Below are 12,944 nucleotides of genomic sequence, written 5' to 3'. Positions count from 1 at the left end.
CATCATAGCGGAGGCATAAGGTAGCGCGCATGCCTTAGCCTGTAAGCGGTCTTGTCTAGAGGCTGGATGGTACGCGACAGATTGCCGCGCCCACAGCCGGTTAAACCCTGAACGCCTTTACAGCGGTATGCAGTTGGCCGCCGAGTTGCAGCAGCTGCTCGCCCTGATGGCGGCCCTCGCCGATGCGTTGCAGGTTGTCACCGCCAAGTTGGTGGATGCGCTCGCTGTGCCCGCGAATCTCGCTGACCGCGCCGCTCTGCTGGGCGGTGGCATCGGCAATCCGCTCGGCCATGCTGGCGATGGTACGGATCGCCGCGACGATTTCATCCAGTGCGCCATCGGCGGCTTCGGCCTGACTAGCGGTAGCTTCGGCGTGTTCGACCTGGGTGCGCATGGCTTGTACCGATTGCAATGCGGCCTGTTGCAGGCGGCCGATCAGCTCCTGAATCTGCGCGGTGGCGCCGGTGGTGCGCTGCGACAGCGAGCGCACTTCATCGGCGACCACGGCAAAGCCGCGGCCCAGCTCGCCGGCCCGTGCCGCTTCGATAGCGGCGTTCAGTGCCAGCAGGTTGGTCTGCTCGGCGATGCCGCGAATGACAGTCAGTACATTGCCGATGGTGGCGGTTTCCTCGGCCAGGCGTTCGATGGCCTGGGCGTTGCCCTGCACCTCATCAACCAGCGAGTGCAGGCCGGTAAGGCTGTGGCCAATCACCTGCTGGCCCTGTTCCAGAGCGCGGTTGGCGTCGCGGCTGGCATCGGCGGCCTGGCTGGCATCACCAGCAACCTGCTGGATGGTGGCCTGCAGTTCGCCGAGGGCATCGCGGATTTGCGCGGTGTCGCCGGCCTGGCGTTCGGCGCCGCTGTGCAGACCGCCGCTTAGGTCGGCCAGGGTTCGGCTGGAGCCGACTACCTGTTCGGCGTGCCGACGAATGGTGCCGACCAGGTCGACCAGATAGGCGCGCAGGCGGTTCAGCGACTCTTCGATATCACGCAGTTCGCGGGTGCGTGAATTGAGCTGGATGTCATGGGCGAAGTCGCCGGCGGCCCAGGCAGAGAGGGCTGGAACCAGGCGTTCGAGTACGCGAGTGAGGCGCCGCTGGATGGTGTCGATGATCAATGCGATCAGCAAAATCAGGCCGATCATCAGGCCGAGGATCAGCTGCACCTCACCTTGGATTCGCCCGTGTTCGGCGCGTACCAGGGGTTCCAGCGCGGCCAGCGCTTGCTGCACCTGGTCGATCTGCGTGCGCGTGCTGGTGGCCAGGGCGCTGCGTTGTTCGATCAGGTTGTTGCGGGCATGGGCCAGGCGGGTGAGGTGGCGCGCCGCGCTGAACAGCGGGCTGCGATAAGCGACGGCGGCATTGGCTTCGCCGCTGTCGGCGTATTGCGCGAGCTGCTCCAGCGCTGCGTCCATTTCCCGCTCGGCTTGTAACAGCAGGCCTTGCGGGTCGGCGGAGAGCTTGCCAGCGGCCAGTAGCTCGTTGGCACTGAAGGCTTTGAGCTCTGCGAGGCTGGGGCGCAGGTTGGCCGCCAATTGCGTGGGCAGTTCAGTCATGGCCTGTTCGAGGCTGTCCAGCGATTGCAGAGCGGCACTGTGGCGCAGGGCGTCGCCGCTTTCCAGGTAGGTGCTGATGTTCTGCGCCGCCTCGCCCTGGAACTGCTGGGACAGGCTCAGGTAGCGGGCCATCAGCAGATAAGGGCGCTCCAGGGCGCGCTGTGACCACCAGAGCGTCACGGCCAGGGCCACGCAAACGGTGACCAGCAGCAGGGTGTTGAGGTTGGTAAGGGATTTCAGGCGCATAGGGCTCGACCGACAACGAACGGTTCCGGCCGCCGACGGATGCGTCAGGGCGGCGCTAAGCCTCAGAATTTATTGCTTTTTCGTGACCGTAATATGACGACGCCGACTGCGTCACAGTTTTCTGCCGGGTGGTTGCTGGCGGCTCAGGTCTATCAGGGCGCGTCTCAGGCGCCCTGATAGATCGCTACCTGATTACGTCCGCCGTGCTTGGCCACATACAGGGCCTGGTCGGCTTGTTGCGAGAGCCGTTTGCCGTCCAGTTGCGGCGCCAGCTGGGCGATGCCGCAGCTGAAGGTGCAGGACAGGTCATGCGGCTGCGCCGAATACTGGATTTCCGCGAAACGCTGGCGGATGTCGTCGAGTACCCGGCGGGCCGATTCGGCGTCGGTGTCAGGCATCACCACGGCGAACTCTTCGCCGCCGTAACGGCCGATATGGTCGCTCTTGCGCAGGCGCTGCTTGAGAAACAGCGCTAGGCTCTTGATCACCCGGTCGCCCATGGGGTGGCCGTAGGTGTCGTTGACCTTCTTGAAGAAGTCGATATCGATCATCGCAAAGCTCAGCGGCTGGCCATCGCGTTCGGCGCGGAAGCGTGCATCTTCGAGCAATTGCAGGGTATGGGTGTGGTTGTACAAACCGGTCAGGCTGTCACGCACCATGCGCGCCTTGAGGCTGCGCGCGCGGGCTGCACGGTTGCGTACGGTAGCGATCAGGTGGCGGGGTTTGATCGGTTTGGTGAGGAAGTCATCGCCGCCTTCGCTCATCGCATCGAGCTGCTTGTCCAGGTCGTCTTCGGCGGACAGGTAGATGATCGGCACGCTGACGTAGCGGTCGTTGTGGCGGATCACCTGGGCCAGTTCCGGGGCGTTGCACTCGGGCATGTACATGTCGAGGGTGATCAGGTCCGGCTGGAAATCGGCCAGATGGCTCATGGCCTGGATCGGCTCGATCAGGGTGCGGGTGACTATACCGGCGCTGTTGAGCACGCGCTCGGTGTGCGTGGCCTGGGCCCGCGAGTCGTCGATGATCAGCACCTTGTAGGGTTCGTACTGCGACACGTGGGTCAGCACTTCGATGCGCTCGAACAGGTTCGAGGCATCCAGGCTACCGGTGAAGAACTCCTGGCCACCGGCGCGCACTGCAGACAGGCGGGTCATGGTGTCGGTGTCTTCCTGGCTGAAGAACAGCAGCGGAATCTGGTGTTCCAGACCTTCCTGCACGCTTTTTGCCAGCTGCAGGCCGCAGCCGGGGCCGGAGAAGTCGACTTCCATCAGGATCGCCGCCGGGTGGCGCTCACGCATGGCATTGCGAAATGCATTGGCGCTGTCCAGGGCGATGGCGTTCATGCCGAAGAATTCCAGGCGCTGCACCAGCTGTTCGGCGCGTTCCAGATGCTGCAGTGCGAGGTACACAGGTTTGCGCAGCGGCGGCAGCACGGTTTGCTCGAAACGGTCGCCGTGGCGCAGGCCGGTGCGTGACAGACGCTGCAGCAGCTGGTTGAGCTGGCTGATCAGCTCGCTATTGAGGCGGCCACGGTTGTCGGCCACCAGTTGCAGGCAGCTGCCGATTTCCTGGGCCAGCTGGCTGTGCTCGGCCTGATCGAGGCGTTCGGCGTAGCGCTGCAGCAATTCCGTCGCCTCGCGCAGTTCGCCCATGCCTGCTTCGTTCCACTCACTGCGCTGCAGGCGCTGCCAGACTTCCAATACCTGACGCGCCTGATTGATCACGCGCTGGGCGAAGTGCTGCTTGAGGCGGTCGCGGCTGGGGTCTTCTTGCTCGATCATGGCCCAATTTCAGTTGGCGCAGCACGTGGCTACGGGTGATGGCTTAGTGCTAGCAATGTTAACACTCGTTTGAATTATTGCGAGTGCCGTCGATCTATTGGCGTCGGCCTTCTGTCTATGGCATCACAGATACACCATTGGCATAACCGGCGCTAAGTTTGCCGTTCGCCGCTGCGCAGTCGGCCGCGCTTCCCTTATAGTGCAAGGCAGTTGCGCAACCCTGCTCAAGGGTTGCGGTCGAACCAACTGCGACCGGGTTGTGTTGTCCGGTTGCGAGTTTGCTACTTGGGTAACAAAAGGACATTGCCATGCTGGATTGGAAGAACCGAACTGCCGAAGCGCGTGATGGCGCGGCAGGTGCTGCCACCACCTTACAGAGTAAATCGACAGGAAGCCTGGTCACGCGGACGGTCGCTGGTCTGCTGGGGCTCTACCTGGTTGTGGCGCTGGTGGTGGGCTGGTACTGGAGCCAGGAGCCTGCGCAATTCTCCGTGCAACAGCGTGCCGAGGCCGCCGCCCGTGCTGGCGGCCGCAAGCTGGTGAATGGCTACACCACGGTGGAAACCCTCAAGCAGGTCGCGGGCACCTTGCTCGATAAGCCGGGCGGTTACCTGTCCAACGACCTGGCACCACCGGGTCTATGGCTCGACAACATGCCAAGCTGGGAGTTTGGTGTGCTGGTGCAGGTGCGTGATATGTCCCGCGCGCTGCGCAAGGACTTCACCCGTTCGCAGTCGCAATCCACCGAAGACGCCGATCTGGCCAAGGCCGAGCCGCGTTTCCACTTCGACCATAAAAGCTGGGCACTGCCGGCCTCCGAGGCTGAGTACGCCGAAGGCATCAAATCGCTGGATCGTTACCTTGAGCGCTTGGGTGATCCGAGCAAAGGCAATGCCCAGTTCTATACCCGCGCCGACAACCTGAATAACTGGCTGGGCGATGCCGCCACGCGTCTGGGTTCGCTGTCGCAGCGTCTGTCGGCCAGTGTCGGTCAGGTGCGTTTGAATACCGCAGTGGTCGACCCGGCATTGGCCGATAGCGTGGCCCAGGCCGATTTTGTCGAAGGTGTGAATTACGAAACGCCATGGCTGCAGATTGACAACGTGTTCTACGAAGCGCGTGGACAGGCCTGGGCGCTGGCCCATTTGCTGCGCGCCATTGAGGTGGATTTTGCCGATGTGCTGGCGAAGAAGAACGCCACCGTCAGCGTGCGCCAGATCATCCGTGAGCTGGAAGCCGCGCAGGAAACCCTGTGGAGCCCGATGATTCTCAATGGCAGCGGTTATGGCCTGCTGGCTAACCACTCGCTGGTGATGGCCAACTACATCTCGCGCGCCAATGCCGGGCTGATCGACCTGCGCCAACTGCTGTCGCAGGGCTAAGCGGTGGCCTGGTCCGAAGCTGAGGTGGCGCACCGCGCCGCCTCTGATGCTGAACGCATCGTCTGGGTCGACGAGGAGGATCGTCCGCTCGGCGGTGTGTTGCGCAGTGAGCTGCGTGCGCGGCATCTGCTCGGGCGTGGCACCTATATCCTGCTGTTCAACAGCGCCGGCCTGCTGTGCGTGCACCGGCGTACCCTGAGCAAGGCGCTGTATCCCGGTTATTGGGATGTGGCGGCCGGCGGCATGGTGCTCGAAGGCGAGAGCTACGCCGAATCGGCCGCGCGCGAGCTGGCTGAAGAGCTGGGTATCGAAGACGCGCAATTGGTCGAGCATGCGCATTTCCTCTACGACGCGCCGGAAAGCCGCCTGTGGTGCATGGCCTACTCGGCGGTGTCCGATGCGCCTTTGCGTTTGCAGCCGGAGGAAGTATTGGAGGCGCGGTTTATCTCCATCGACGAGGCGCTGGCCGAAACCCAGTACCTGCCCTATTGCCCCGATTCGCTGGCCGCCTTGCAGCGCTATCTGGCCGCCACGCGCTAGGCCCTCGATACTGGCCGAACCCCGCGTCAGTCCTGGCTTTGTGCAGGATATCCAGGCGTTTTGTTCGGCATCCTGAACAACGTCGCCAATCCGCCGATTAATGGCGCATTTTTACACTTAGCAGTCGCGGCTTTTGCCGTTACACTGCGCCGCCTTCAAGCCTTGGCCGTGTATCGCCAGGGTGCGCTGCCCCTGCCAGAGTGGGGCTTCGCGGTCGACTCCGAACACTCAGTCGACCAGTCGCTATCCTGACCCCTTCGAGGACCAACCGGTGGTCAAGAAAGCTTCCTCATTTGCCGCCCTCGGCGGCCTGGTGTATTCCACCGATAGCGGCCGGCACTGCCCGGATTGCAGTCAGCCGGTGGACGCCTGTATCTGTAAACAGACCCTGATCCCCGAAGGTGATGGCATCGCCCGCGTGCGCCGCGAAACCAAAGGCCGCGGCGGCAAGACGGTGACCAGCATCAGTGGCGTGCCTCTGGCCGAAGAGCCCCTGAAAGACCTCGCCAGCGCACTGAAAAAGCGCTGCGGCTGCGGCGGTTCGCTCAAGGATGGGGTGATCGAAATTCAGGGCGACCACGTCGAGCTGCTGATTGCCGAGCTGATCAAGCACGGCTTTAAAGCCAAGAAATCCGGCGGCTAAGCCAGTCTTTTCTAAACTTCCTCAGCTGGCCTTTGGTCACAGCTGAGTAATCGTCATTTCCAGACTTTAATCTGTACGCGTCTTGGCTGTGCCAAGGCCACTATCGCCAGCAAGGGAGACATCGATGTCTGCACGACGCACACGTAAAGATGACGGCAGCCAGTGGACCGTAGCGGACAGCCGCAGCGTCTACGGCATTCGCCATTGGGGCGCGGGTTACTTCGCGATCAATGACAAGGGCCGTGTCGAGGTGCGCCCGAATGGCCAGCAAAGCACCCCGATCGACCTCTACGAGCAGCTGGATGAGCTGCGTTCCAGCGGTTTGTCGTTGCCGTTGCTGGTGCGTTTTCCGGACATTCTGCAGGATCGTGTACGGCAGCTGACCGGTGCGTTCGACGCCAACATTGCACGCCTGGAATACCAGAGCCGCTACACCGCGCTGTACCCGATCAAGGTCAATCAGCAGGAAGCGGTGGTGGAAAACATCATCGCCACACAGAACGTCTCCATTGGCCTGGAAGCTGGCTCCAAGCCTGAGCTGATGGCGGTGCTGGCGCTGGCGCCGAAGGGCGGCACCATCGTCTGCAACGGTTACAAAGACCGCGAATTTATCAAGCTGGCCCTGATGGGTCAGAAGCTCGGTCACAACGTGTTTATCGTCATCGAGAAAGAATCCGAAGTGCAGCTGGTGATCGACGAGGCGGCCGAACTCAAAGTCGCGCCGCAGATCGGCCTGCGCGTGCGTCTGTCGTCGCTGGCCTCGAGCAAGTGGGCCGATACCGGCGGCGAGAAATCCAAGTTCGGCCTGTCGGCGGCGCAGCTGCTGTCGGTGGTCGAACGCTTCCGCGCGGCCAAGCTGGACCAGGGCATCCGCCTGCTGCATTTCCATATGGGCTCGCAGATCGCCAACCTGTCCGACTACCAGCACGGCTTCAAGGAAGCCATCCGCTATTACGGCGAGCTGCGTGGCTTGGGCCTGCCGGTTGACCATATCGATGTCGGTGGTGGCCTGGGTGTGGATTACGACGGCACCCACTCGCGCAATGCCAGCTCGATCAACTACGACATGGACGACTACGCCGGCGTGGTGGTCGGCATGCTCAAGGAGTTCTGTGATGCTCAGGAGCTGCCGCATCCGCATATCTTCTCGGAAAGCGGCCGCTCGCTGACCGCGCACCACGCCATGCTGGTGGTGCAGGTCACTGACGTGGAAAAACACAATGACGAGATCCCCAAGATCGAAGACGTCACCAGCCTGCCGGAAACCGTGCGTTACCTGGTCGAGCTGCTCGGGCCGACCGATATCGAGATGGTCACCGAGACCTACTGGCGCGCCACGCACTACATGAGCGACGTGGCCAATCAGTATGCCGACGGCAAACTCAGCCTGACCGACAAGGCCCTGGCCGAGCAGTGCTACTTCGCCGTGTGCCGCCGCCTGCACAATTCGCTCAAAGCCCGTCAGCGCTCCCATCGTCAGGTGCTGGACGAGCTCAACGACAAGCTCGCCGACAAGTACATCTGCAATTTTTCGGTGTTCCAGAGTCTGCCGGACACCTGGGCCATCGGCCAGGTGCTGCCGATTCTGCCGCTCAACCGTCTCGACGAAGAGCCGCTGCGCCGCGCCGTGCTGCAGGATCTGACCTGCGACTCGGATGGCAAGATTCGCCAGTACGTCGATGAGCAGAGCATCGAGACCAGCCTGCCGGTGCACGAAGTGCGCGAAGGTGAGGACTATCTGCTGGGGATCTTCCTGGTCGGTGCCTACCAGGAAATTTTGGGCGATATGCACAACCTGTTCGGCGACACCGACTCGGTGAGCATCTACCAGAGCGCCGATGGCAGCGTGTACCACGCCGGTATCGAGACCCACGACACTATCGAGGACATGCTGCGCTATGTGCACTTGTCGCCCGAAGAGTTGATGACTCACTACCGCGATAAGGTGGCCAGCGCCAAGATCAGCCCGCGCGAGCGCACCCAGTTCCTTGATGCGTTGCGTCTGGGGCTGACCCGTTCGTCTTATCTGTCGTCCTAGGGAACAATCGATCTGCTGCCGTCGGCCCTACTGCGTTAAAAACAGGCTCGGAAAGCCGCTTGCGGCTAACGCACTTTAGTGCGGCCCCGAAGGAGCAAGCGAAGCGAGTAATGCTCATGTACAAAAGTACACTCCGCTTCCTCGCCTGTTTTTGCCTTGTAGTGCTCTAGCTCGCAAGATCTTGAGCAGGTAGAAGCTCGCGCTGAATGCAAAAGGCTTCGCACTGTGGGGCCTTTTGCTGTCTGCTGCCATTGGTTAAAAACCGTAGCAGGCCGTAGCCCGGATGTAATCCGGGAAGGATTTTGACGGCAATACAGCGCCCTGGATTGCATCCGGGTTACTTCTGTAGGTGTAGGGTGGATGACGCTCTTTTCATTCACCGCCGGCGTGGTATTTGGTGGATGGGTAAAGCGTCATCCACCCTACAACAGCGCGTTTTATGCCCCGAGCAGGCTTTGCCCGCAGACACGCAGCACTTGCGCGGTGGCCGCGCCCGAGCCCGGCTGGGCGAACCAGGCCACGGCTTCGGCGACGTCCTGTGGCAGGCCACCCTGGCCCATGGAGTTCATCCTCCGGCCGGCTTCGCGGATGGTCAGCGGGATGGCGGCGGTCATCTGGGTTTCGATAAAACCCGGTGCCACGGCGTTGATGCTGATGCCGCGCTTGGCCAAGGCCGGTGCCCAGGCCTGGGCCAGGCCGATCACCCCAGCCTTGCTCACTGCGTAATTGGTCTGGCCGAGGTTGCCGGCGATGCCGCTGATCGAGGCGATCAGCACCACGCGGCCGTTGTCGTGCAGCTTGCCGGCGTCCAGCAGGGCCTGGGTCAGCACTTGCGGGGCACTGAGGTTGACGTTGATCACCGAGTTCCAGAACGCATCGTTCATCTTCGCCAGGGTCTTGTCGCGGGTGATGCCGGCGTTGTGCACGACGATATCGATGCCGTCCGGTAGTGCCTCAACCAGCTGCGCGGCGGCATCCTCGGCGCAGATGTCCAGGGCTAGGGCGCGCCCGCCCAGGCGTGCCGCCAGGGCATTCAGGGCATCCTTGGCCGGTGGTACGTCCAGCAGCACCACCTCGGCGCCGTCGCGGGCCAGGGTCTCGGCGATGGCCGCACCGATGCCGCGCGAAGCCCCGGTGACCAGCGCTTTTTTGCCGGCCAGCGGGCGGGTCCAGTCCTTGACCTGTTCGCCGCAGGCATTCAGGCGCAGCACCTGGCCGGAGACGTACGCGCTTTTCGGCGAGAGGAAGAAGCGCAGCGCGCCTTCCAGCTGCGCTTCGCCGCCTTTGCCGACGTAGATCAGCTGCACGTTGCCGCCACGGCGGATTTCCTTGCCCAGCGAGCGGGTAAAACCTTCCAGTGAGCGTTGCACGCTGGCGGCAATCGGGTCTTTCAGCGATTCCGGGGCGCGCCCCAGCACCACCACGCGGGGGCATTTGTCCAGGCCCTTGAAGGTCGGCTGGAAGAAGTCGCGCAGCTCGATCAACTGCTCGAAACGGGTCAGATGGCTGGCATCAAACACCAGTGCTTTGAGTTTCGGGCCGTGTTCGGCGGGCCAGCGCGGCAGCTCGAGCTGGCCTTCGCGCGCGGCGTAAAGGGCGTCGGTCAGCTTGTGCGCGAAGGGCAGTACGGCGCTGGCCAGGCTGCCTTCACCGCCCAGCAGCAGGGCGCCGTCTACCGGGCGGCTGCGTCCGGCCATCCAGCGCTCCAGCAACAGCGGCGCGGGCAGGCCGAGTGCGCTGACCAGACGGCGCCCGGACGTGGAGTTGGCAAAGGCGAGATAACGGTCGGACATGGAGCGGCTCCTGCGCATGGATCAAAAGTGCGCCCACTCTACGCAGCCCGTAGAAATGCGCAATTGACCGCATCCGCCTGCTGTGCCGGCAAGGCGGCCAATGCCACACTGCGGCAACAGGTTAGCCTGTGCACCATTCATTAAAAGTCTGCTGCGCGTCGGCCCTGCGGCGTTAAAAACAGGCTCGGAATGCTCATGTACAAAAATACACTCCGCTTCCTCGCCTGTTTTGACCAGCCAAAGGCTGTTACTAACGTAGCGCCTTGCAGGACTCTAGCTCGCGAGACTTTGAACAGATTCTCAGATCAATTCCTTGTTCAGGAGTCATCCATGACCCAGCCGCGCCGCGTCGCCATCGTTGGTGGTAACCGTATTCCGTTCGCCCGCTCCAATACCGTTTACGCCACCGCGAGCAATCAGGAGATGCTGACCAGTGCACTGGATGGTCTGGTCGAGCGCTTCAACCTGCACGGCGAACGCCTCGGTGAGGTGGTGGCGGGTGCGGTGCTCAAGCATTCGCGCGATTTCAACCTGGCCCGCGAATGCGTACTGGGCTCGCGACTGGCCCCGGAAACCCCGGCCTATGACCTGCAGCAGGCCTGCGGTACCGGTCTGGAAGCGGCGCTGCTGGTGGCCAACAAAATCGCCCTTGGGCAGATCGAGTGCGGCATTGCCGGCGGTGTCGACACCACCTCGGACGCGCCGATCGGGGTCAATGAAGGGCTGCGCAAGATTCTTCTGCAGGCCAATCGTGGCAAGAGCACCGGCGAGAAGATCAAAAGCCTGCTGCAGATTCGTCCACGCCACCTGGCCCCGGCCATTCCGCGTAACGGCGAGCCGCGCACCGGATTGTCTATGGGCGAGCATTGCGAGCTGATGGCGCAGGCCTGGGCCATCCCGCGTGACGAGCAGGATCAGCTGGCCGTGGCCAGCCACCAGAAACTCGCCGCGGCCTATTCCGAAGGCTGGCACGACGACCTGCTCACGCCGTTCCGTGGGCTGACCCGCGACCAGAACCTGCGTGCCGACATCAGCCTGGAAAAACTCGCAACCCTCAAGCCCTGCTTCGAGCGCAGCCCGCGCGGCACCATGACCGCCGCCAACTCTACGCCGCTGACCGATGGCGCGTCCCTGGTGCTGCTGGCCAGTGAAGAGTGGGCCAAGGCCCGTGGCCTGCCGATCCTGGCCTACTGGAAGGACGGTGAAGCGGCGGCGGTGGACTTTGTTGGCGCGGGTAAGGAGGGCCTGCTGATGGCCCCGGCCTACGCCGTGCCGCGTCTGCTGGCGCGTAACAAGCTGAGCCTGCAGGACTTCGACTACTACGAAATCCACGAAGCCTTCGCCGCCCAGGTGCTTTGCACCCTCAAGGCCTGGGAAGACGCTGACTACTGCAAGACCCGCCTGGGCCTGGATGCGCCGCTGGGTGCCATCGACCGCAGCAAGATGAACGTCAAGGGCAGTTCCCTGGCGGCTGGTCACCCCTTTGCTGCGACCGGCGGGCGCATCGTCGCGAACCTGGCCAAGCTGCTCTCGGTGGCGCAGGAAGGCCGTGGGTTGATCTCGATTTGCGCCGCTGGCGGTCAAGGTGTGACTGCAATCCTGGAAAAGTAATCAAACAGCGGTATTCGCACGCTGTGCGAGTACTGATGTATGCAACTCCGTGATTTGGAGCGGCCCACGCAGGTGGAGCCGCTCTTTTTTTGTGCGCGTCATTTGATGACTGCGCGCTCCGTGGGAGGGGCTTAAGCCGCGACAAATCTTGGGGGCGCTACACGTCGCGGCTAAAGCCCCTCCCACTCCAGGCCGGCATTCAACCGAGCGTTCAGGTCGACGCAGCTATTGCGCCTGGGTATCGGCTTCGCCCTTCAGCAGCGCCGCCTTGCGCGCCAGGCCCCAGCGGTAACCACTGAGGCTGCCGTTGCTGGCAATCACCCGGTGGCACGGCACCAACAGGCCCAGCGGGTTGCTGGCGCAGGCGCGGGCCACGGCGCGCGGGTGGCTGCCCAGTTGCTCGGCCAGTTCGGCGTAGTTGCGTGTCTGTCCCAGTGGAATCTGTTGCAGGGCGCGCCACACCTGCTGCTGAAACGCCGTGCCGCGAATATCCAGCGGTAACTGGGCGGCACGTTGCGGTTCACGGATTTGCGCCAAAACTTGGTGCAACTCCGCGCCCAGGCCGGTGTTATCCAGTTGCAACTCGGCGGCGGCAAAGCGTTGCTGCAATTCATTCAGCAGCAGCGCCGGGTCGTCAGCAAACAGCAGTGCGCAAATGCCTTTGCCACTGCTGGCCAACAGCACGTGGCCGAGCGAGCAGGGCGCGATGCTGTAGCGCAGCTGTTCGCCCGCCCCCTGCTTGCGCCGTTGCGCCGGGCTGAGAGCGGCTGGCTGCTGATACAGCGCGCGGGTGCTGGAATAGCCGGCGTCCAGTGCGGCATCCAGCACGCTGCTTGCCGTCGGCAACTGCTGCTCCAGGCGCGCGCGGCGTTGCGCCGCCGTCCAGGCTTTCGGCGTTAGCCCGGTGCGGGCCTTGAAGGCGCGTGCCAGGTGCGAGGCGGACAGGCCAATGCGCGCGGCCAGTTGCGCAAGGGACAGTGGCTGTTCGCTGCTATTAAGTAACTCACAGGCAGCCACGACCAACGCATCCAGTTGTTCGGCCGGGCTCTGCCCTTGCGGCGAGCAGCGTTTGCATGGGCGAAAGCCAGCAGCGGCTGCGGCGTCAGCGTCGACATGGAAACTCACGTTCTCGCGCCGGGGCCGCCGCGCCGGGCAACTGGGGCGGCAATAGATACCGGTGCTGCGCACGGCAAACACAACGCGGCCATCCTGCGCGGCGTCACGGTCGCATACGGCTTGCCAGCAGCGGTTGGCATCGAGCATGGCGCGATCCTCAATAAACATGGGCTGATTGTCGGCTGCGGTTGGTGGTCTGCCAATCCACATCTGACTTTCAAACTGCTGACTAAGCT

The 12,944-nt window shown here is 63.0% G+C and carries 10 protein-coding genes; 6 read left to right on the top strand and 4 right to left on the bottom strand.

The genetic code is table 11. The annotated features are described in order from the left end of the window. Positions 1-100 precede the first annotated feature (100 nt). Both BLW24_RS27360 and BLW24_RS03290 read right to left on the bottom strand, forming a co-directional pair. The gene (locus BLW24_RS27360; protein WP_477742882.1) at positions 101-1,144 is read right to left on the bottom strand and encodes a methyl-accepting chemotaxis protein; all 1,044 of its coding nucleotides are present in this window, start codon (positions 1,142-1,144) and stop codon (positions 101-103) included. 821 nt (positions 1,145-1,965) lie between these two features. Then, positions 1,966-3,585: a GGDEF domain-containing response regulator gene (locus BLW24_RS03290; protein ID WP_090376649.1), complete on the bottom strand. Its 1,620-nt coding sequence runs from the start codon at positions 3,583-3,585 to the stop codon at positions 1,966-1,968. A gap of 308 nt (positions 3,586-3,893) precedes the next feature. Between BLW24_RS03290 and BLW24_RS03285 the strand changes: the two genes are divergently transcribed. The 5 genes from BLW24_RS03285 (at position 3,894) to speA (ending at position 8,188) form a co-directional block, all read left to right on the top strand. Then, positions 3,894-4,967 carry a DUF2333 family protein gene (locus BLW24_RS03285; RefSeq protein ID WP_090376646.1) on the top strand — a complete coding sequence of 358 codons (1,074 nt, stop codon included), beginning with the start codon at positions 3,894-3,896 and terminating at the stop codon, positions 4,965-4,967. A 3-nt stretch (positions 4,968-4,970) separates the two neighbouring features. Next, positions 4,971-5,507, top strand: a complete 537-nt coding sequence (locus tag BLW24_RS03280; protein ID WP_090376643.1) for an NUDIX hydrolase — start codon at positions 4,971-4,973, stop codon at positions 5,505-5,507. Positions 5,508-5,567: 60 nt separating this feature from the next. Then, entirely contained in the window at positions 5,568-5,759 is a 192-nt protein-coding gene (locus BLW24_RS03275) for a hypothetical protein (RefSeq protein ID WP_090376640.1), read from the top strand. 19 nt (positions 5,760-5,778) lie between these two features. Beyond that, positions 5,779-6,150: a translation initiation factor Sui1 gene (locus tag BLW24_RS03270; protein ID WP_090376637.1), complete on the top strand. Its 372-nt coding sequence runs from the start codon at positions 5,779-5,781 to the stop codon at positions 6,148-6,150. A gap of 124 nt (positions 6,151-6,274) precedes the next feature. Beyond that, positions 6,275-8,188 carry an arginine decarboxylase gene (gene speA, locus BLW24_RS03265; protein ID WP_090376634.1) on the top strand — a complete coding sequence of 638 codons (1,914 nt, stop codon included), beginning with the start codon at positions 6,275-6,277 and terminating at the stop codon, positions 8,186-8,188. Between the two features lie 437 nt (positions 8,189-8,625). On the opposite strand, the gene BLW24_RS03260 is transcribed toward speA, so the two are convergent. After that, the gene (locus tag BLW24_RS03260; RefSeq protein WP_090376631.1) at positions 8,626-9,981 is read right to left on the bottom strand and encodes a 3-oxoacyl-ACP reductase; all 1,356 of its coding nucleotides are present in this window, start codon (positions 9,979-9,981) and stop codon (positions 8,626-8,628) included. Between the two features lie 330 nt (positions 9,982-10,311). Between BLW24_RS03260 and BLW24_RS03255 the strand changes: the two genes are divergently transcribed. Continuing rightward, positions 10,312-11,592 (top strand): acetyl-CoA C-acetyltransferase, encoded by a 1,281-nt coding sequence (locus BLW24_RS03255; RefSeq protein ID WP_090376628.1) that lies wholly within the window; start codon positions 10,312-10,314, stop codon positions 11,590-11,592. A 225-nt stretch (positions 11,593-11,817) separates the two neighbouring features. On the opposite strand, the gene ada is transcribed toward BLW24_RS03255, so the two are convergent. Further along, positions 11,818-12,855, bottom strand: coding sequence for a bifunctional DNA-binding transcriptional regulator/O6-methylguanine-DNA methyltransferase Ada (gene ada, locus BLW24_RS03250; protein ID WP_090387615.1), 1,038 nt, complete (start codon positions 12,853-12,855; stop codon positions 11,818-11,820). Positions 12,856-12,944 lie beyond the last annotated feature (89 nt).

Source organism: Pseudomonas anguilliseptica (genome assembly GCF_900105355.1).
GTDB classification, from domain to species: Bacteria; Pseudomonadota; Gammaproteobacteria; order Pseudomonadales; family Pseudomonadaceae; genus Aquipseudomonas; species Aquipseudomonas anguilliseptica.
Note: the sequence above shows the minus strand (reverse complement) of the source record. Positions and strands in the feature narration are given on the sequence as shown.